General features: G+C 63.1%; 21 protein-coding genes. 10 read left to right on the top strand and 11 right to left on the bottom strand.

Features of this window, described 5'->3' with window-relative positions:
• The first annotated feature begins 67 nt into the window (after positions 1–67).
• From pstB to APH28_RS03830, 4 genes are all read left to right on the top strand, one after another.
• Positions 68–901 (top strand): phosphate ABC transporter ATP-binding protein PstB, encoded by an 834-nt coding sequence (gene pstB / locus APH28_RS03845; protein ID WP_054884758.1) that lies wholly within the window; start codon positions 68–70, stop codon positions 899–901.
• A 65-nt stretch (positions 902–966) separates the two neighbouring features.
• Positions 967–1,737, top strand: a complete 771-nt coding sequence (phoU, locus tag APH28_RS03840; protein ID WP_060507715.1) for a phosphate signaling complex protein PhoU — start codon at positions 967–969, stop codon at positions 1,735–1,737.
• A 163-nt stretch (positions 1,738–1,900) separates the two neighbouring features.
• Positions 1,901–2,800, top strand: coding sequence for a response regulator (locus APH28_RS03835; protein ID WP_060507714.1), 900 nt, complete (start codon positions 1,901–1,903; stop codon positions 2,798–2,800).
• Between the two features lie 212 nt (positions 2,801–3,012).
• Positions 3,013–3,912 (top strand): peptidoglycan DD-metalloendopeptidase family protein, encoded by a 900-nt coding sequence (locus APH28_RS03830; RefSeq protein ID WP_060507713.1) that lies wholly within the window; start codon positions 3,013–3,015, stop codon positions 3,910–3,912.
• 2 nt (positions 3,913–3,914) lie between these two features.
• Here APH28_RS03830 and APH28_RS03825 read toward each other — a convergent pair whose 3' ends face one another.
• From APH28_RS03825 to phoB, 3 genes are all read right to left on the bottom strand, one after another.
• Positions 3,915–5,255 carry a hemolysin family protein gene (locus APH28_RS03825; protein ID WP_060507712.1) on the bottom strand — a complete coding sequence of 447 codons (1,341 nt, stop codon included), beginning with the start codon at positions 5,253–5,255 and terminating at the stop codon, positions 3,915–3,917.
• A 128-nt stretch (positions 5,256–5,383) separates the two neighbouring features.
• Complete coding sequence (gene phoR, locus APH28_RS03820; RefSeq protein ID WP_060507711.1) at positions 5,384–6,691, bottom strand: phosphate regulon sensor histidine kinase PhoR; 1,308 nt, start codon at positions 6,689–6,691, stop codon at positions 5,384–5,386.
• Positions 6,692–6,739: 48 nt separating this feature from the next.
• Positions 6,740–7,429: a phosphate regulon transcriptional regulator PhoB gene (gene phoB, locus APH28_RS03815; protein WP_003253341.1), complete on the bottom strand. Its 690-nt coding sequence runs from the start codon at positions 7,427–7,429 to the stop codon at positions 6,740–6,742.
• A 174-nt stretch (positions 7,430–7,603) separates the two neighbouring features.
• Between phoB and APH28_RS03810 the strand changes: the two genes are divergently transcribed.
• The gene (locus tag APH28_RS03810; protein ID WP_060507710.1) at positions 7,604–7,972 is read left to right on the top strand and encodes a hypothetical protein; all 369 of its coding nucleotides are present in this window, start codon (positions 7,604–7,606) and stop codon (positions 7,970–7,972) included.
• A 50-nt stretch (positions 7,973–8,022) separates the two neighbouring features.
• Here the strand turns inward: APH28_RS03810 and ubiA are convergent, their stop codons facing one another.
• Both ubiA and APH28_RS03800 read right to left on the bottom strand, forming a co-directional pair.
• The gene (gene ubiA, locus APH28_RS03805) at positions 8,023–8,913 is read right to left on the bottom strand and encodes a 4-hydroxybenzoate octaprenyltransferase (RefSeq protein WP_060507709.1); all 891 of its coding nucleotides are present in this window, start codon (positions 8,911–8,913) and stop codon (positions 8,023–8,025) included.
• Entirely contained in the window at positions 8,913–9,470 is a 558-nt protein-coding gene (locus tag APH28_RS03800; protein ID WP_060507708.1) for a chorismate lyase, read from the bottom strand. The genes ubiA and APH28_RS03800 overlap by 1 nt, the downstream gene beginning before the upstream one ends.
• A gap of 113 nt (positions 9,471–9,583) precedes the next feature.
• Here APH28_RS03800 and APH28_RS03795 point away from each other — a divergent pair, with 113 nt between their 5' ends.
• The 4 genes from APH28_RS03795 to APH28_RS03780 all read left to right on the top strand — a co-directional run bounded on the left by APH28_RS03795 (position 9,584) and on the right by APH28_RS03780 (position 11,922).
• On the top strand, positions 9,584–9,751 hold the full coding sequence (locus APH28_RS03795; RefSeq protein ID WP_054884848.1) for a rubredoxin: 168 nt from the start codon (positions 9,584–9,586) through the stop codon (positions 9,749–9,751).
• A gap of 16 nt (positions 9,752–9,767) precedes the next feature.
• Entirely contained in the window at positions 9,768–10,916 is a 1,149-nt protein-coding gene (locus tag APH28_RS03790; RefSeq protein WP_060507707.1) for an NAD(P)/FAD-dependent oxidoreductase, read from the top strand.
• Positions 10,917–11,104: 188 nt separating this feature from the next.
• Complete coding sequence (locus APH28_RS03785; protein ID WP_060507706.1) at positions 11,105–11,401, top strand: HU family DNA-binding protein; 297 nt, start codon at positions 11,105–11,107, stop codon at positions 11,399–11,401.
• A 146-nt stretch (positions 11,402–11,547) separates the two neighbouring features.
• On the top strand, positions 11,548–11,922 hold the full coding sequence (locus APH28_RS03780; protein WP_060507705.1) for a hypothetical protein: 375 nt from the start codon (positions 11,548–11,550) through the stop codon (positions 11,920–11,922).
• Between the two features lie 117 nt (positions 11,923–12,039).
• Here the strand turns inward: APH28_RS03780 and APH28_RS03775 are convergent, their stop codons facing one another.
• From APH28_RS03775 to exbB, 6 genes are all read right to left on the bottom strand, one after another.
• Entirely contained in the window at positions 12,040–13,443 is a 1,404-nt protein-coding gene (locus tag APH28_RS03775; RefSeq protein ID WP_060507704.1) for an aminoacyl-tRNA deacylase and HDOD domain-containing protein, read from the bottom strand.
• 78 nt (positions 13,444–13,521) lie between these two features.
• The gene (gene recG / locus APH28_RS03770) at positions 13,522–15,600 is read right to left on the bottom strand and encodes an ATP-dependent DNA helicase RecG (RefSeq protein ID WP_060507703.1); all 2,079 of its coding nucleotides are present in this window, start codon (positions 15,598–15,600) and stop codon (positions 13,522–13,524) included.
• Positions 15,601–15,603: 3 nt separating this feature from the next.
• Complete coding sequence (locus tag APH28_RS03765) at positions 15,604–16,530, bottom strand: hydrogen peroxide-inducible genes activator (RefSeq protein ID WP_060507702.1); 927 nt, start codon at positions 16,528–16,530, stop codon at positions 15,604–15,606.
• A gap of 94 nt (positions 16,531–16,624) precedes the next feature.
• Positions 16,625–17,356, bottom strand: coding sequence for an energy transducer TonB (locus tag APH28_RS03760; RefSeq protein WP_060507701.1), 732 nt, complete (start codon positions 17,354–17,356; stop codon positions 16,625–16,627).
• A complete protein-coding gene (gene exbD / locus APH28_RS03755; RefSeq protein ID WP_060507700.1) occupies positions 17,353–17,781 on the bottom strand; it encodes a TonB system transport protein ExbD in 429 nt (142 codons plus the stop codon). The genes APH28_RS03760 and exbD overlap by 4 nt, the downstream gene beginning before the upstream one ends.
• Before the next feature lie 3 nt (positions 17,782–17,784).
• A complete protein-coding gene (exbB, locus tag APH28_RS03750) occupies positions 17,785–18,744 on the bottom strand; it encodes a tonB-system energizer ExbB (protein WP_060507699.1) in 960 nt (319 codons plus the stop codon).
• A 191-nt stretch (positions 18,745–18,935) separates the two neighbouring features.
• Here exbB and APH28_RS03745 point away from each other — a divergent pair, with 191 nt between their 5' ends.
• Positions 18,936–19,793, top strand: coding sequence for an SDR family oxidoreductase (locus APH28_RS03745; RefSeq protein WP_060507698.1), 858 nt, complete (start codon positions 18,936–18,938; stop codon positions 19,791–19,793).
• The last annotated feature ends 105 nt before the right edge of the window (positions 19,794–19,898 follow it).

The following is a 19,898-nucleotide window of genomic DNA, read 5'->3' as shown; positions in this document are numbered from 1 at the left end:
ATTGCAAGCGTGCTGCCTGCCAGCCGGGCGGCCCTTTGAAACGTATTGATAGCGTATGGAGTTGACCATGCAGCATGATTCCCATACCCACGGCATCGACATGTCTGCCCTGGGTCGCGACAAGCAGGGCCTGCGCCTGGCTGAAGAAACCGTGGCCATCGAAGTGCCGGGCCTGAGCCTGTTCTACGGCGACAAGCAAGCCCTGTTCGACGTGCAGATGAACATCCCCAAGCAGCGCGTCACTGCCTTCATCGGCCCGTCCGGTTGCGGCAAATCGACCCTGCTGCGCACCTTCAACCGCATGAACGACCTGGTCGACGGCTGCCGCGTGGAAGGCGCCATCAACCTGTACGGCAACAACATCTACCGCAAGGGCGAAGACGTGGCCGAGCTGCGTCGCCGGGTAGGCATGGTGTTTCAGAAGCCCAACCCGTTCCCCAAGACCATCTACGAGAACGTGGTCTACGGCCTGCGTATCCAGGGCATCAACAAGAAGCGCGTGCTCGATGAAGCTGTGGAATGGGCGCTGAAGGGCGCGGCCCTGTGGGACGAGGTCAAGGATCGCCTGCACGAGTCCGCGCTGGGCCTGTCCGGTGGCCAGCAGCAGCGTCTGGTGATTGCCCGTACCATCGCCGTCGAGCCTGAGGTGCTGCTGCTCGACGAACCGTGCTCGGCGCTGGACCCGATCTCGACGCTGAAGGTCGAAGAGCTGATCTACGAACTGAAATCCAAGTACACCATCGTCATCGTGACCCACAACATGCAACAGGCGGCCCGCGTTTCGGACTACACCGCGTTCATGTACATGGGCAAACTGGTCGAATTCGGGGATACCGACACCCTGTTCACCAACCCGGCGAAGAAGCAGACCGAAGACTACATCACCGGTCGTTACGGCTGAGGCCGGCTTGTGCAGGGCACGATACGAACTACTTGAAGCTTGCAGCTGCTTCGCGGAGCGAACACATGATCAACAAAGAAAGCCTGACGCACCATATTTCCCAGCAGTTCAACGCCGAACTCGAAGAGGTGCGCAGCCACTTGCTGGCCATGGGTGGCCTGGTCGAGAAGCAGGTGAACGATGCCGTTACCGCGCTGATCGAGGCCGACTCGGGCCTGGCTCAGCAGGTGCGTGAAGTCGATGAACAGATCAACCAGATGGAGCGCAACATCGATGAGGAATGCCTGCGCATCCTCGCCCGCCGCCAGCCGGCAGCCTCCGACCTGCGCCTGATCATCAGCATCTCCAAGTCGGTGATCGACCTGGAGCGCATTGGCGACGAATCGACCAAGATCGCCCGCCGCGCCATCCAGCTGTGTGAGGAAGGCGAGTCGCCGCGTGGCTACGTCGAGGTACGCCACATCGGCGACCAGGTACGCAACATGGTGCGCGACGCCCTCGATGCCTTCGCCCGCTTCGATGCCGACCTGGCGCTGGCGGTGGCCCAGTACGACAAGACCATCGACCGCGAATACAAAACCGCCCTGCGCGAACTGGTCACCTACATGATGGAAGACCCGCGTTCGATCTCGCGGGTGCTCAGCGTGATCTGGGTGCTGCGTTCGCTGGAGCGGATCGGCGACCACGCGCGCAATATCTCGGAGCTGGTGATCTACCTGGTGCGCGGTACCGACGTACGTCACATGGGCCTCAAGCGCATGAAGGCAGAAGTCGAAGGCACCGCAGATGATGCGGCCGAAAGCGCTAATGTTCCGGGCAAACCTGACGATAAATAAGATTGCTCCCGAGCATCGACGCCCGGCCGTGCCGGGCGTTTTCGTCTGTGGCAGAGCAATAAGCAGGCACCCGCGAACGATGCGAAGAAGTCCCGGCGTGACCCTAGAGTTGGCAAGTGGCCACCATTGCGCGGTAGGCTAGTCGGGTTCAAGAGGAGTATCGATGAGTAAAGTCAATGTGCTGGTCGTGGATGACGCACCGTTCATTCGTGACCTGGTCAGGAAGTGCCTGCGCAATGCTTTTCCGGGCATGGTCATCGAAGACGCGGTCAACGGTCGCAAGGCCATGGCCATGCTGGGCAAGGAACCGTTCGATCTGGTGCTGTGCGACTGGGAGATGCCGGAGATGTCCGGCCTCGAACTGCTGACATGGTGCCGTCAGCAGCCCGAGATGAAGGACCTGCAGTTCATCATGGTGACCAGCCGCGGTGACAAGGAGAACGTGATCCAGGCCATCCAGGCCGGCGTCTCCGACTTCGTCGGCAAGCCGTTCACCAACGAGCAGCTGTTGACCAAGGTGAAGAAAGCCCTGAGCAAGATCGGCAAGCTGGACAGCCTGATGGCCGGTGCACAGGCACGGGTGAATTCGGCATTCGCCAACGACTCGCTGAGTGCACTGACCGGCGGCAAGCCTGAAGCGGCCAAAGTGGCTGCGCCTGCTACCGCGTCGGCCAAGCCTTTGCTCAATGCGCCGAAGCCGCAAACTGCGGCTGCTGCGGCTCAGGCCGGGCGGGGGCAGGGGCAGTTGCGCCTGGCCAGCGGTACCCAGCCCTGCGTGATCAAGGCGCTGAGCCTCAAGGAAGCCTTGCTGGTGGTGCGTCGCAGCGCGGCGCTGCCGCAGGTGCTGGAAGGCGCAGTGCTCGACCTGGAGCAGGGTGAGAACGCCGAAGTGGCGCGCCTGAACGGCTATCTGCATGCCATCGCTGCGCTGGAGCCCAAGCCAGAAAGTGACTGGCTGCAGCTGACCTTCAAGTTCGTCGACCAGGATGCGCAGAAACTCGACTATCTGTCGCGCCTGATTGCCCGCGGTACCCAGCAGAAGCACTTCACCCCCAGCGCCTGATCAAGGCCATACACAGAACCCTTTGTAGGAGCGGGCTTGCCCCGCGAACACCGGCGAAGCCGGTGCCAGTCACCGCGCTGCCTGCTTCGCGGGACAAGCCCGCTCCTACAGGGTCAGCATTAGCCTGCCGGCGGCGTCCGACCAACTGCAGTACCGCCCGCCAATCCCGCTGCTAGTCTTCGACAGATCATCACTGTCAAAAAGCCACCATCATGCCAGCCGCCCGCTTGCTGCTTTTCTGTGCCTTGCTTTCGGCCTCGGCGTCGAGCATGGGCACTACGATCTACAAGACCGTCGACAATTTCGGCGTGGTTTCGTATTCCGATCGCTACAGCCCAGGGGCGAAAACCTTCGAACTCAGCGAGCCGATCCTCGATCACATTGATGGCAAGGTACGCCTGCAGGCCGAGACCTTCCCCGGCGGCGTGCGCTTCATGGTGCGCAACGATCTTTACGTGCCAATGCAGGTCGAACTGCGCATCGACAAGCTGATCAACGCCTTCGGTGGCAACCAGCCGCGCAACATACGCGCCGTAGTAGGGCCGCGTTCGAGCAAGGTGCTGAGTTCGGTACTGGCCGCGCCAGGTGGCAAGTTGCAATACGCCAGCAGCTTCCAGTACGCCATGGGCGACCCAGGCCAGCGCTCTTTGGCCTACCGCTACCCGTTCCCCTGGAAAGGCGGGCCATTTCGCCTGACCCAGGGACCCAATGGCCGATTCAGCCACTTCGGCCCCAGAAGCCGCTATGCGATGGACATCGCCATGCCGGAGGGCACGCCGATCATTGCGGCGCGAGGCGGGATGGTGGTGAAGGTCGAGAATGGCCAGAGTGGCCGAGGCAGTAACCCGGGGGGTAACTTTGTGCGGATTCTGCACCCCGACGGCACCATGGGCGTGTACCTGCACCTGATGCGTGGTTCGGTAGTGGTGCGTGAGGGGCAACAGGTGGCGGTCGGGCAAGCCCTGGCCAAATCGGGTAATACCGGTAACAGCACCGGGCCCCACCTGCATTTCGTGGTGCAGCGCAATGTGGGGCTGGCGCTGGAGTCGATACCCTTCCAGTTCGACCGCCCGCTGGGCGGGTTGCCGGACTTCACTGCCGGCAACCCTTAGGCTCAGTCGAGCTTGAGCACCTTGGCCAGGACGATCTTCGGCCCTTTCATCTTCTTGATGATGATGCGCAGGCCTTCGACTTCCAGTACTTCCTCTTCTTCAGGTACGCGCTTGAGCGTCTCGTAGACCAGGCCGGCGAGGGTTTCTGCCTCGATGTGGTCGAGGTCGACACCGAGCAGGCGCTCGACCTTGAATAGCGGCGTGTCGCCCCGCACCAGCAGCTTGCCCGGTTGGTAGGCGAGGATGCCGCGCTCGGTCTTGCGGTGTTCATCCTGGATGTCGCCCACCAGCACTTCCAGCACGTCTTCCATGGTCAGGTAGCCGATCACCTTGCCGTCGGCTTCCTCCACCAGCACAAAGTGCGCGCCGCCCTTGCGGAACTGTTCCAGCAGCTGCGAGAGCGGCATGTGCCGCGATACGCGCTCCAGAGGGCGGGCAAGGTCGTCCAGGTCGATGGTCTCTGGCAGGTGTTCGAGTTCGGCCAGCTCCAGCAACAAGTCCTTGATGTGCAGCAGGCCGGTGAACTCCTCCCGCTCGGCGTCGTACACCGGGTAGCGGCTGAATTTGTGCCGGCGCACCAGCGCGAGGATCTCCTTGAGCGGGGCATGGGCGTCGATGCTGACCATGTCCTCACGGGAGTTGGCCCAGTCGACCACTTCCAGTTCGCCCATCTCCACGGCCGAGGCCAGCACGCGCATGCCTTGGTCGCTCGGGTCCTGGCCACGGCTGGAGTGCAGGATCAGCTTGAGCTCTTCACGGCTGTAATGATGCTCGTGGTGCGGGCCGGGTTCACCTTGGCCTGCGATGCGCAGAATGGTGTTGGCGCTGGCGTTGAGCAGGTAGATGGCCGGGTACATGGCCCAGTAGAACAGGTACAGCGGCACCGCAGTCCACAGCGACAGCAGCTCGGGTTTGCGAATAGCCCACGACTTGGGCGCCAGTTCACCGACCACGATGTGCAGGTACGAGATGACGAAGAAAGCGACGAAGAACGATACGCCCTTGACCACTTCGGCACTGTCCACGCCCAGATAGGCCAGCAGCGGTTCGAGCAAGTGGGCGAAGGCCGGCTCGCCGACCCAGCCCAGGCCCAGCGAAGCAAGGGTAATGCCCAGCTGGCAGGCCGACAGGTAGGCGTCTAGCTGGTTGTGCACCTTGCGCAGGATGCTGCCGCGCCAGCCATGCTGCTCGGCGATGGACTCGACGCGGGTGGCGCGCAACTTGACCATGGCGAACTCGGCGGCAACGAAGAAGCCGTTGAGCAGCACCAGCAGGAAGGCAAAGATGATCATGCCGAAATCGGCGAATAACGAGGCGAGGCTGATACCAGGGGAAGGGTCCATGATGGAGTTTTTACGGGGTCCGTCTTTGAGATAGGGAGAAAAAAAGTGCCAGCTCTTGCTGGCACAGGGGATCCAATGTAGCGGCTGGGGCTACAAAAGCAAAGGGCTACAAAGCAGCCCTTGGTCCCTCAGACCTTGTCGTTGACCAATTGTGCCGGGCCAAAGTGACAGGTGAAGGTGCTGCCATGCCCCGGAACGCTGCTGATTTCCAGCTTGCCGCGGTGGCGCATCAGCACGTGCTTGACGATCGCCAGCCCCAGCCCGGTGCCGCCGGTATTCGACGCGCGGCTGGAGTCGACCCGGTAGAAACGCTCGGTCAGCCGCGGCAGGTGCTTGGCGTCGATACCGACGCCGGAATCCTGCACCGACAAGTGCGCGCCGTGTTCGTCGCCCCACCAGCGGATGCGGATGCTGCCTTCATCCTGGGTGTACTTGACGGCGTTGAACACCAGATTGGAGAACGCGCTGCGCAGTTCCGACTCGCTGCCCTTCAAGCGCAGGCCCGGCGCGGCTTCCAGGGTGATTTTCTGATTACGCGGCCCCGACAGTGCCTGGGCATCGTTCTTGATCGCGGCGAGCAGTGCATCGACCGCTACCGGCTGGTTGTCCGACGGGTAGTCGGTGGCTTCCAGCTTGGCCAGTAGCAGCAGGTCGTTGAGCAGGGTCTGCATGCGCGAACCTTGCTGGGTCATCTGTTGCAGCGCCCGGGCCCAGCGCGGGTTCACGTCCTCGACGTTGTCCAGCAGGGTTTCCAGGTAGCCGGTAATTACCGTCAGCGGGGTGCGCAGTTCGTGGGAGACGTTGGCGACGAAATCCTTGCGCATCTGTTCGAGCTGGTGGATGCGGGTGACATCGCGCACCAGCATCAGGTGCTCGTTGTTGCCGTAGCGGGTGATGTGCAGTTGTACGCGCAGGCGGTCGTTGATCGGCGAGGGGATTTCCAGCGGTTCGACGTAGTTCTCCGCTTCGAAGTATTCCTTGAAGCGCGGGTGGCGCACCAGGTTGGTCACCGGCTGGCCGCCGTCCTGTGGGGTCTTGAAGCCCAGCAGGGTCTCCGCAGCGCGGTTCCACCACTCCAGGTTGCCATCGCTGTCGAGCATGATCACCGCGTCCCGCAGCGCCGCAGTGGACTCCTGGACCCGGTCGATCACCGCCTGCAGTCGCCCGCGCACGCGCTGGTCGCGGCGTTGCAGGTGGTAGATGCTGTCGAACACCTCACCCCACAGGCCGTAGCCATCGGGCGGTGCTTCGTCGGGTTGGTGGTTGCGCAGCCAGTCGTGCAGGCGCAGCAGCTGCTTGAGCGTCCAGCCCAGGTAGAGCGCCAGGCCGATGGCCAGGCTCCAGCCGTAATAGCCGCTGACCAGGCCGCCGATCAGGCAAACAGTGATCAGCAGCAACAGGTGGCGAATCAGGGTCGCGTGCCAGTTCTGGTTCAATTGACGGTCCTTGTACAACGACTTGCAGCGTGGCGCTTGTCAGCTCGATCAGCTTTTAGTCGAGAAGCGGTAGCCAGTGCCCCGGACGGTTTGTACCAGATTTTCGTAAGCTTCACCCAGCGCCTTGCGCAGGCGACGGATGTGCACGTCGACGGTGCGCTCCTCGACATACACGTTGCCGCCCCACACTTGGTCGAGCAGTTGGCCGCGGGTGTAGGCGCGTTCCTGGTGAGTCATGAAGAACTGCAGCAGGCGGTATTCGGTCGGGCCCATCTCGGCCGGCTTGCCGTCGATGGTCACGCGGTGGCTGATCGGGTCGAGCAGCAGGCCGCCGACTTCGATCGGCGCTTCGCTGTCGCTCGGGCCGGTGCGGCGCAGCACGGCCTTCAGGCGGGCCACCAGTTCGCGTGGCGAGAACGGCTTGGTGATGTAGTCGTCGGCACCGACTTCCAGGCCCTGGATCTTGTTGTCCTCTTCGCCCTTGGCGGTGAGCATGATGATCGGGATGTCGCCGGTCAGCTCGTCGCGCTTGAGGCGGCGTGCCAGCTCGATGCCGGAAGTGCCGGGCAGCATCCAGTCGAGCAGGATCAGGTCCGGTTTGCGGTCGACGATGATCGCGTGGGCTTGCTGGGAGTTCTCGGCTTCCAGGCAGTCATAGCCGGCCATTTCCAAGGCAACGGCGATCATCTCGCGAATCGGTGCTTCGTCGTCGACGATCAGAATGTTTCTGCCAACCATGCTCAAAACCTCTCCCAGGAATCGTGTCTTGGCCCGCATTAGATAACGGAATTATTGCAGCTGTGTGACAGGGTGTTGGCCGTTCTGGCGACATTCCATGACTGGGCTAGGCTTCACAGGGCCGCTGCGGCGGTAAAAAGCATGCAATCCACCCCCGAATTCATGGTGATTCCAATGACACGACATACGCTGAGCTGGATGGCCCTTTTCGCTGCACTGGCGCTGCCGGGGGTGGCGTCCGCCCACCATGCGATGGAAAAAGACGGCATGTGGGTCGACCACAAAGGCATGACGCTGTACACCTTCGACAAAGATGCCGGCGGCAAGTCGATGTGCAACGGTGATTGTGCGACGAACTGGCCACCGTTGATGGTCGAAAAAGGCGAAAAAGCCGAAGGAAAATGGACGCAAATCAAGCGTGACGACGGCAAGATGCAGTGGGCCTATGACGGCAAGCCGCTGTACACCTTCCTCAAGGACAAGAAGGCCGGGGACATGACCGGTGACGGCATGAAGGATGTCTGGCACGTCGCCAAGCCTTGAAGGCTGCCTTCTTACCCTGTGGGGAGCGGGTCAATCCGCTCCCACAGGCATCAGCGCAATGCGTAATCCAGCACCACCCCGATGAACACCAGCAACCCCGCCCAGTGATTGTGCAGAAACGCCTTGAAGCACGACTCACGGTCCAGCTTGCGCGTCGACCCGTATTCCCAGGCAAAGCACGCCGCCGCACCCAGCAACCCCAGGTGGAACCAGCCACCCAGCTCGAAGCGGCTACCCGCCAGCAGCAGGCAGCCCAACGACAACAGCTGCAAGGTCAGGATGATCGCCCGGTCCGCCTCGCCAAACAGGATCGCGGTCGATTTCACTCCGATCTTCAGGTCGTCATCGCGGTCGACCATGGCGTAATAGGTGTCGTAACCCACCGTCCAAAGCACGTTGGCGATATACAGCAGCCAGGCACTGGCCGGCAGTTCGCCACCGGCAGCGGTGAAGGCCATGGGGATGCCCCAGGAGTACGCCGCACCCAGCACCACCTGCGGGTAATAGGTGTAGCGCTTCATGAACGGGTAGCAAGATGCCAGCGCCACCGCGCCGAACGACAGCCACACGGTGCGGCTGTTGGTGCACAGCACCAGCAGGAAGCTCACACCGACCAGAATGGCGAACAACGCCAACGCTTCACGCGATTTGACCCGGCCACTGGCAAGCGGGCGGTCGGCGGTGCGTTTGACGTGGCCATCGACCTTGCGGTCGGCAAAATCGTTGATGCAGCAGCCGGCGGCGCGCATCAGCACCACGCCCAGGGCAAAGATCAGCACGTTGGCCAGGGTCGGCGAGCCTTGCCCAGCGATCCATACCGCTGTCAGGGTCGGCCAGAGCAGCAGATAGATACCGATTGGCCGGTCCATGCGGCTGAGCTGGACGAAGTCCCAGGCGCGTGGGTGCAGGCGGTTGAGCGACTTGAGCAGTTGCAGATACATCAGCGGTTCTCCTCCTTGGCCGCCTGCCACAGTGTAGGCAGGAATACCTCGGCCACCAGCAGGTCGAGGCCGTCACGGGCGAAGCGCGAGCGGCGACCCCACAGGCCGTCTTGCGCGGCAGTGGCCGGCAGCCAGCCCTGTGGATAACGGCACACCTCGATCGGGTGGCGGATGAACGCCTGGTCGCAGAACAGCAACTCACCCAACGAACGGCTGCCCAGGGTCTCCAGGTCCAGGCCGCCGCGCTCCAGGGCGCGGCGGCTGGCCACGCTGCGGGCGAACACCCACGGGTCGCCATGCCCGCGCAGGAACACCTCGCGCACCCAGCCTTCGGCGCCTGGAGCGATGTTCAGGGCTCGGCATTCGTCATCGCGCAGCGGTTGCCAGCCTTCAAAAAGGGGGGTGACACTGAAGTGGTCCTGGGACAGCTGGGTGAGGCGGCGAGTCAGGGAGCCTTCGTCGAACAGCCAGTCCAGGGTTGGCTGGTCGATTTCAGTGGCCAGCTGTGAATACGGCAGCCACGCGACAGCGGCTGCTTGCGGGGATTCGTACGACACGTCGGTATGCTTGATTACAGCCAGAGAGGCGGCGAGCTTAGCATGATTGCCCTGACTGCTTGCATAATGCCCGTCTACAACAAAGCCTGAGCGACACCGAGGAAATTGACCTGATGAAAAAGTGGCAGTGTATTGTCTGTGGCCTGATCTATGACGAAGCCGAAGGTTGGCCGGACGACGGCATCCCGCCCGGTACCCGCTGGGAAGATGTGCCAGCAGACTGGCTGTGTCCTGACTGCGGTGTGGGTAAGAGCGACTTCGAAATGATCGCCATCGGTTAAAAGAGGAAAGCAGCGCATGACGTCCCCCGTGGTAATTATCGGTACCGGCCTGGCTGGCTATAACCTGGCCCGTGAATTTCGCAAGCTTGATGGCGACACGCCGCTGCTGCTGATTACCGCCGACGACGGCCGCTCCTACTCCAAGCCCATGCTGTCCACCGGCTTTGCCAAAAACAAGGACGCCGACGGCTTGTGCATGGCCGAGCCTGGGGCCATGGCCGAGCAGCTCAAAGCCGAGGTGCGCACCCACACGCGAATCAGCGGCATCGACCCAGGCCATAAGCGCCTATGGATTGGTGAAGAGGCAGTCGAGTACCGCGACCTAGTGCTGGCCTGGGGCGCTCAGACGGTGCAGGTGCCGATCGAAGGTGATGGTGCCGACCGAGTGTTCCCGGTCAACGACCTGGAGGACTACGCACGCTTGCGCGCCGCTGCCGCAGGCAAGCAGCGCGTGCTGATTCTCGGTGCTGGACTGATCGGCTGCGAGTTCGCCAACGACATGAGTCTGGGCGGTTTCCAGGTCGACGTAGTTGCGCCTTGCGAGCAGGTCATGCCGACCTTGTTGCACCCGGCCGCTGCTGCCGCTGTGCAAGCAGGCCTGGAAGGGCTGGGTGTGCGCTTTCATCTCGGCCCGGTGCTGACTCGCCTGCAACAGGTGGATGAAGGGCTTGAGGCGCACTTGTCCGATGGGCAAGTGATCGCCTGCGACCTGGTGGTATCGGCCATTGGCCTGCGCCCGCGTATCGACCTCGCCGCTGCCGCCGGGTTGCAGACCAACCGCGGTGTGATGGTGGACCGTCAGCTGCACACTTCGCACAGCAACATCTTCGCTTTGGGCGATTGCGCCGAAGTCGACGGCATCAACCTGCTCTATGTAATGCCGTTGATGGCCTGCGCCCGAGCCCTGGCGCAGACCCTGGCCGGCAATCCAACTGCGGTCAGCTACGGGCCGATGCCGATCACCGTGAAGACCCCGGCTTGCCCGCTGGTGGTGTCGCCGCCGCCAGCAGGCCGTGAGGGCAACTGGCAGGTCGAAGGGCAGGGTAGCGACCTGAAAGTGCTCTGCCATGCCGCCGACGGTCAGTTGCTCGGCTATGCCCTGACTGGCGCCGCGGTCATGGAAAAACTGGCGCTGAATAGGCAGCTACCCGCCCTGATGGCGTGAATAGCGGGCGTTCTGTCGGATTTATCCTGTTGTTGCCAGCACAATGGCCGCGCAGATACTGGCGCGGCCTCGGTGGGCGTGCCATTCTCAGTTCCGTCTGCCGCAGATTAGAGCCTGCGGTGCCTTGAACGCTGCTTCGATGGCAGCACGGCAATAACAACAAGAAATCCCGTCAAAGAGGCTTCACTATGCGTAAACCAGAACTCGCCGCTGTCATCGCCGAAAAGGCCGACCTGACCAAGGAAAAGGCCAACCAGGTGCTGAATGCCATTCTCGACAGCATCACCGGTGCCCTGGACAAGGACACGGTCACCCTGGTCGGTTTCGGCACCTTTGAAAAACGTCATCGTGGTGCCCGCACTGGCAAGAACCCGCAAACGGGTGAGCCGGTGAAGATCAAGGCCAGCAACACCGTTGCCTTCAAGCCTGGCAAGAACCTGCGCGACAGCGTCAACGTGCCCGCCAAGCCAGCCAAGAAAAAGTGATCGGCGGCTGACCCTCAGTGTCATCCAAGCGGGCGCCCTAGGGCGCCCGTTATGCATTCTGGAAGGTAAATGTTGCGAACTTGCATAATTTGTTCAGGAAAAGGATAAACTGCGCGCTTCAGTCATTTTTTATTCGAGGCGCGTTGATGAAGTTTCGCTTTCTTCTTTGGGCCATGGGGCTGCTGATGGCCAGGGCCAGCCGCAACAACCCGGCGTTCCAGCAGCAACTCAAGGACAAGGACCTGGTGTTCCAGATGCAGACGCTGGACGGCAAGGTGGCGCGGCACTTCATCGTCAGCGGCGAACGCATCAGCAGCAAGGGCGGCAGCCATCCGCAGCCGGCATTTGCCATCGCCTTCAAGGATGCCGCTTACGGCTTTGCCACGATGCAGGCGGGTAACAAGCAGTTGGCGTTCATGCAAGGCATTCAGGACAAGAACATACAGATCAAGGGTAATCCGGCGCTGGTGATGTGGTTCCAAGGGCTGATGAAGTACCTGAAACCCAAGAAAAAAAGCTGAAACCGCTGGGAGCGCTTTGCGCCCCTTTCGCGACACAAGGCCGCTCCTGCAGACGTATGCGATCCCCTGTAGGAGCGGCCTTGTGTCGCGAAAGGGCTGCAGAGCAGCCCCAATGGCTCAATGTGGAGCGTTGAGCTGCGACGCCAGATCGCGCAGCAAGGCCTCCGCCTCGAGCACCTTGTTCACCACATCTTCGGCTTTGTCCCGGGTGATCCCCAAGCGCTCCAACAACTCATCTGGAATCTGCTCTTGTGGCCCCGAGCCGATACCGCGCGAGCGCAGCAGCCGGGTCGCCAGGCACACCAGGTTCGGGTAGGCCGAAAACTCGCCGTCATAAGCCGGGTCATGCTGGAAGCGCAGCGCGGTCGACAGCTCTTCGGGCATGTCCCACAGCTTCATCAGCCAGGCGCCGATCTGTTCGCGGCTGATGCCCAGCAGGTGCTGTTCCACGTAGGTATGGCACAGGTGCGGGTTGACCTCCAGATGGCGGCAGATCAGCGAGAAGTGTGGCGGGAACACGTGTGCAAGCAGCAGGTAGCCGAAGTTGTGCAGCAGCCCCGCCAGGTAGGTCAGACCGGATTCCGGGCGTTCGGCGCGGGGCATGGCGCGGGTCAGGCCTTCAATGATGGCAGCGGTGTAGATCGACTGCTGCCAGTACGGCGTAGCCTGCTGCGGGTGGTCCTTGGGCAGGCTCAGGGTCTTGCCCAACGCCAGGCCCAGGGCCAGGTTGATCACCAGGTCGAAGCCCAGTACGCGGACGATGGCGTCTTCCACCGAGCGGATCTTGCCAGGTGAGGCGTAATAGGGCGAAGCGGCCCAGCTGACCACTTGGGCGGCCAGGGCCGGGTCGGTTTCGACCACACCGGTGATGTCGTCGATGCTGGCGTTGGGGTCGACCCGCAGTTTGATGATCTTCTGCGCGGTGTCGGCCAGTGGCGGGATCTCGATGGTCTCTTCCAGACGCTTCTGGATGCGCCGGGCCGTGAACGCTTGAACAGCCTCGGTGATCTCCTTGCGGTCGTCATCCGGGCGATCGAGATTGGGGCGGATGTCGCGCACCGGCTGGCCGAAACTGCCGGCGCTGGCCTTGGCGAGCATGCGCTTGAAGTCATCACGGTGCACTTTCAGCAGCAGTCCGGCTTCGCCGGACTGAATGAACAGGTGTTCGGCCTCGAGCAATTTGCCTTCATACAGGCAGGGCGAGCTGGTCAGCGCCGGGATAGCCGGCAAGGCCTTGAGCTGGTGCTTATCGAGCATCTGCTTCAGGCGTGGCAATGGCACGGCCTTGAGCTTGCGGCCGGTCAGCTCTTCGAGGCGGCTGAGGTCCAGCAGCTTGCTCTGCGGGAACAGCACCAGCAGGGCGCCGACCTCGTCATCGAGCAGGATCGCCTGCACGCGTGACGCGGCTGGCAGCGCTGGATAGTCCGCCACCTCCTCAAAGGCCACGTGCAGTTTTTCGAGCAACAGCCGGATAACAGACGGTGCGTGGGGGGTTGCGGTGTCCAGGGCAACTTCAGTCATGGTCTGTATCCACAAATTCTTTTAAACGCGAAGTATAACCAGCCTGTCGGCCAAGCTGGATCCATTCTGGGACAGGCGTCACACCTGGCCATATTGCTGGCCGTGACGCAGCCAGCGGTCGAGTAGCGGGCTGACGTGGTCGGGCCAGCGTGCCAGCAGCGCCTGGGCAGCGTCACGTACGGCCGGCAGCAGGTCGGCGTCGCGCATCAGGTCGGCGACCTTGAACTGCAGCAGGCCGGTCTGGCGTGTGCCGAGCATTTCGCCGGGCCCGCGCAGTTCGAGGTCTTTCTCGGCGATGATGAAGCCATCGTTGGTCTCCCGCATGATCCCCAGGCGTTCGCGGCCGATCTGCGACAGCGGCGGGTGATACAGCAGCACGCAGTGGCTCGCCGCGCTGCCCCGACCCACCCGGCCACGCAGCTGGTGCAGCTGGGCCAGGCCCAGGCGCTCGGGGTTCTCGATGATCATCAGGCTGGCGTTGGGCACGTCCACGCCGACTTCGATCACCGTGGTGGCGACCAGCAGTTGCAGGTTGCCTTGCTTGAACTCGGCCATCACCTCGGCTTTTTCTGCAGGCTTCATGCGGCCGTGGATCAGGCCCACGCGCAGTTCGCCGAGGGCGCTGGCAAGGTCTTCGAAGGTGCTCTCGGCCGCCTGGCAGGTCAGCTCTTCGGATTCTTCGATCAGCGTGCACACCCAGTAGGCCTGGCGCCCTTCGGCGCAGGCGGCGCGGACCCGCTCGACCACCTCGAAGCGGCGGCTGTCGGCGACCAGCACGGTATTTACCGGCGTGCGCCCTGGCGGCAACTCGTCGAGTACCGAAGTGTCGAGGTCGGCATAGGCGCTCATGGCCAGGGTGCGCGGGATGGGTGTGGCGGTCATGATCAGCTGGTGCGGGCACAGTTCGCCGGCCACGCCTTTCTTGCGCAGGGCCAGGCGCTGTTGAACGCCGAAACGGTGCTGTTCGTCGATGATTGCCAGGGCCAGGTGCTTGAAGCGCACTTCTTCCTGGAACAACGCGTGGGTACCGACCACCATTGGCGCGCCGCCAGCGATCTGCTCCAGCGCGCTGGCGCGGGCCTTGCCCTTGAGCTTGCCGGCCAGCCAGGCGACTTCGATGCCCAGTGGCTCCAGCCAGCGCTTGAAGGTGATGTAGTGTTGCTCGGCAAGGATCTCGGTGGGCGCCATCAGCGCCACCTGGTAGCCGGCCTCCAGGGCCTGCAGTGCGGCAAGGGCGGCGACCACGGTCTTGCCGGCGCCGACATCCCCCTGCACCAGACGCATCATGGGCTCGTGCTGGCTGAGGTCATAGGCGATTTCGTTGGCCACCCGCTGCTGCGCACCGGTCGGCTTGAAACCGAGGTTGGCCAGGTATTGCGCCTGCAGACGCTTGGCCTTGGGCAGTACCGGCGCCCGCAGGCTGCGCAGGCTCTCGCGCAGGCGTTGTTGCGACAGTTGGTGTGTCAGCAGCTCTTCGAAGGCCAGGCGGTGCTGGGCCCAGTGCTGGCCTTCGGCGAGCTCGTCGAGGTCGGCGTCGGCCGGCGGGTTGTGCAGGTAGCGGATGGCATCGTCCAGCGGCGCCAGGTGGTAGTCGCGGGCCAGCTCGTCGGGCAGCCAATCGGGCAGGCTGCGCGGGCCGAGCATGCCCAGGCTCTGCTGGCAGAGCTGGCGCAGGCGCTGTTGGGTAAGGCCTTCGGTGGACGGGTAGATCGGCGTCAGGGTCTGCTCCACCGGTGGCGCCGGCTCGTCGCCATTCAGCGCACGGTACTCCGGGTGGTAGATCTCCAGCCCAGAAGCGCCGGGGCGGGCTTCGCCATAGCAGCGCAGGTGGGTGCCACGCTTGAGGCCTTCCTTCTGCGCATTACTGAAGTGGTAGAAGCGCAGGCTCAGCACACCTGTGCCGTCACCCAGACGTACCACCAGGCTGCGGCGCTTGCCCATGGTCACGTCGGCACCGCTGACCACGCCCTCGATCACTGCGTCCTGGCCCGGGCGCAACTGGCCGATCGGCACCACGCGGGTGCGGTCCTGATAGCGCAAGGGCAGGTGAAACAGCACGTCCTGCAGGTTCTCCAAGCCGACCTTGGCGAGTTTTTCCGCCATGGCATCGCCTACGCCCTTGAGCGCCGTGACCGAGACCTTCGACAACTCACTCATGGATCAGGCCGGTTGTTCCACGGGTGGCTTGGCCACCGAGCAAAGGCGGATCGAGTCGGCAAGGATCTCAATCGCCTTCGGCCGCGGGAAGCTGGCGCGCCAGGCAATGGCCACGGTGCGGAACGGCGCTGGCGGGGTAAGCGGACGCACTTCGATGACCCCAGGCGCGTAATGATGGCTGTGTACGGCCGACAGCGGCAGGATCGACACACCCAGGCCGGACGCGACCATGTGGCGGATGGTTTCCAGCGAGCTGGATTCGACCGTGGTGTGCCTGGAGCCTTCGCCACCTTTGTTCAGCGTCGGGCAGGCTTCCAGCACCTGGTCGCGGAAACAGTGGCCCTCGCCGAGCAGCAGCAGGCTCTTGTCGTTGAGCATGGCGGTATCGATGGTCTTCTTCGCCGTCCACGGGTGGTCGGCCGGCATCAGCGCACAGAAGGGCTCGTCGTACAGCGGCAGGGTCAGCACATCGGCCTCGTTGAACGGCAGGGCGATGATCACCGCGTCCAGCTCGCCGTTGCGCAGCTTCTCGCGCAGCACGTGGGTGAAGTTTTCTTCGATGTACAGCGGCATCTGCGGCGCAACCCGGTGCAGCTGTGGAATGAGGTGCGGGAACAGGTACGGGCCGACGGTGTAGATGGCGCCGACCTTGAGCGGGGCGGTCAGCTGGTTCTTGCCGGCCTGAGCCAGTTCGCGAATGCCCTGGGCCTGCTCCAGTACCTTCTGCGCCTGGGCCACGATACTTTCGCCGACCGGGGTCAGGCGCACCGCGCTCTTGCTGCGCTCGAAGATCAGCACGCCCAGCTCGTCCTCAAGCTTCTTCACACCGACCGACAGGGTCGGCTGGCTGACGTGGCAGCGCTCGGCAGCATGGCCGAAGTGCTGCTCCTGGGCGAGCGTGACGATGTAGCGTAATTCTGTGAGGGTCATAACGTGCGTCCATGAAGTTGCGGGCCCAGCATAGCGGCTGCAATCGATAGACGCACGTTATCAGACTTGCCGATTTGTGACAGAAACAAAAGTATCAGCGACGGTCCAGCGAGTAGACGAACGGTGCCACTACCTCGATCGTGCCATTGGTCAGCAGCTCAGCCGGCGGCTTGGGTACCGTGCCAGCGCGGCGGATCATTTCCATGGTCGCCCGGTCCAGAGCCGCGCTGCCGGAGCCGCCTGCCATGGAGTAGGACACCACTTTACCTTCGGCGTCGACCACGAAGCGCAGGCGGTTGATGCCTTGCAGGCCTCGGCGGCGGGCGTCCTCCGGGTAGCGCTTGTACTTCGCCAGGTGGCGCAGCAGGTCGCTCTGCCAAGTTGGCAGCGCTTGGCTGTTGGAGGCGATACTTGGCGCCGGTGCCGCCGACTTCTGCGGTGGCGTGTTGCTTGGCGGCGTGTCAGCTACCTGTTCCTTGGCCGGCTCATCCTTCGGCGGCTCGGGCTTCTTCTCAGGCTTCGGTGGTTGAGGCTTGGGCTTCGGCTTGGGCGGCTTGGCGATGGCGATCTTCGGCTTCGGCGCCTCGACCAGCTTTGGCAACGGCGGTTCTTCGACCGGTGCCGGTGGCTGCGGGGCGGCTTTCGGTGGTGGCGGCGGCGCGGGCTCGGGCAGCGGTGCCAGTTCGACCATCATGGCTGCCGGGGGCAGCTCGATGGCCTGTGGCACCGACCAGTTGAGCGTCAGCAGCACGGCGACCACGTGCACGCCCAGCACGATCGCCAGGCTGCCACCGTAGCGCGCCACGTTTGAGCGCGTTTTCGTCATTTCTTGGCTGCCGTCTCGAGTCCGACCAAGCCGACTTTCAGGTAGCCGGCCCCGCGCATGTTGTTCATCACTTCCATCAGGTCACCGTAATCCACGCCCTTGTCGGCCTGGAAGAAGATGGTGGTTTCCTTGTCGCCCTTGGTCTTGGCGTCGAGCATCGGGCCAAGCTGGTCGGGGGTAGGTACCTGATCGTCGCCGACATACAGCTTCTGGTCGGCCTTGACGCTGACGAACACGGGCTTTTCCGGCCTCGGTGCCGGCTTGGCCGTCGAGGCTGGCAGGTCGACCTTGATGTCGACCGTGGCCAGGGGGGCTGCGACCATGAAGATGATCAGCAGCACCAGCATCACGTCGATGAATGGCGTGACGTTGATTTCGTGGTTCTCGGCGAGGTCATCGCCACCTTCGTTGAGATGCAGGCCCATGGTTTACCCCACTTTCACCATGTGCGGGGCGGCGCGGTCGCTACCCTGGTGGTCCAGATCACGGCTGACCAGCAGCAGCACCTGGGCGGAGGCGTCGGACACCTGTGCCTTGTAGCCGGCGATGGAGCGGGCAAAGACGTTGTAGATGACGACGGCGGGAATCGCTGCAACCAGGCCCAGGGCGGTGGCCAGCAGGGCTTCGGCGATACCTGGTGCCACCACGGCGAGGTTGGTGGTCTGGGTCTTGGCGATGCCGATGAAGCTGTTCATGATGCCCCACACGGTGCCGAACAGGCCGACGAATGGCGCGGTGGAACCGATGGTGGCGAGCACGCCGGTGCCGCTGCTCATGGTGCGGCCGCTGGCGGCTACCAGGCGCTCCAGGCGGAAGCTGACGCGTTCCTTGATGCCTTCTTTCTCGCGGGCGTTGGCCGACAGGCGCATCTCTTCGAGGGCATCGTGGACCAGGGTGTGGGCCAGGGTGCCTTCTTTATTGGAGACGGTGCTGGCTTCTTTCAGGCTCACCGACTTCTTCAGCGCGGCGATCTCGCCACGCAGGCGGCGCTTGGCGCCCATCAGCTCGAAGCCCTTGGCGATCCAGATGGTCCAAGTGATGATCGAGGCGATGGCCAGGCCAATCATCACGATTTTGACGACGATGTCGGCATTCTTGTACATGCCCCATGGGGACAGGTCATGGGCCATGCCCAGCGAGGTGTCTTCAACCAGTTGCTGAACGGCCGGGTCGGCGGCAGCAGGTGCATCGACCGGGGCGGCGGCCTGGCCTTCGGCAGCAGCCGGTGCCGGAGTAGCTGGCGCGACAGCAGCAGCCGGGGTGGCGGCATTGGTATTAGGCTCATCGGCCATGGCAACCGGGGCCAGCACCAGGCTGAACATCAGCGCGGCGATGGCGCGCCAGGCGCGCGACGGGTTTGGCGAAGCGGAAGGTTGAGTACGTGTCATGCTGGCCGGACCTGATGAAGAAGAAAGTGTGCGTTCTCCAAGGCCTCGAGTTCGGCCGAGAACAGATAGGGTTGCCATTATTGCAAGTAATTCTTGTTAACAAAAGTAATCTTGTTGCTTTTTTCACCTACGGTCTAGCCGCCTATCGTGTAATACGGCTAGCCTGATCCTTTGGTCTAGGGAGTTTTGTGATGTCAGACCTTTCCGCAATTATCGTGGGATGTGGTGATGTAGGCGGACGTTTGGCCCGCCAGCTGTTGACCAAAGGTTGGCAGGTCAGTGGCTTGCGCCGCTCGGTCGGGCAGCTGCCCGAGGGCGTCGCGCCCATCGCCGCAGACCTGTCCGACCCTGCCATTCCAAAGGCCTGGCCACAGGGCTCGCCGGACTATCTGGTGTACTGCGTTGCTGCCAGTCAGCATGACGAGGCGGGCTATCAGGCCGCCTACGTTGACGGTTTGCGCCATGTGCTGGCGTGGCTGGCCGAGCGTGGCCAGCGCCCGCGGCGTTTGCTGTTCGTCTCCAGCAGCAGCGTATTTGCGCAAAAAGACGGCGGATGGATTGACGAAACAGCCGCCACCGAGCCTGAAGGTTATTCGGGGAAGGTCATGCTGGAAGCCGAAGGGTTGGCGCTGTCGAGCGGTATTCCGGCCAGCGTGATCCGCCTGACCGGCATCTACGGGCCAGGCCGCGAGTGGCTGTTGAGCCAGGTGCGGCATGGCTATCGGGTGGCCGAGGAACCGCCGCTGTATGGCAACCGGATCCATGCCGAGGATGCCGCGAGCCTGTTGGCCTTTCTGCTGCAGGCCGATGCCGAGGGTGTGGCGCTGGAGGATTGCTACATTGGTGTCGATGACGACCCGGCGCCGCTGGCCGATGTGGTGGCCTGGCTGCGGGGGTATATGGGCGTTACCGAGTGGTCGGATGAACAGCGAGTGCGGCGTACCGGCAGCAAGCGTTGCAGCAATGCCCGGGTGCGGGCGTTGGGGTGGGCGCCGGAGTATCCGAGCTACAAGGAAGGCTATGCCGCCATCCTGGCAGGCAAGGGCTGAAGTTACAGGCTTGGCGCAGCTCTTGTAGGAGCGGCCTTGTGTCGCGAAAGGGCCGCATAGCGGCCCGGCAATCTATGCGGTGAAGCTGAAACCCTGGGGCTGCTT

Origin of the sequence: Pseudomonas sp. NBRC 111124, assembly GCF_001320245.1 — a bacterium.
Classification (GTDB): Bacteria; Pseudomonadota; Gammaproteobacteria; order Pseudomonadales; family Pseudomonadaceae; genus Aquipseudomonas.
This window is presented reverse-complemented; position numbering and strand designations above follow the sequence as displayed.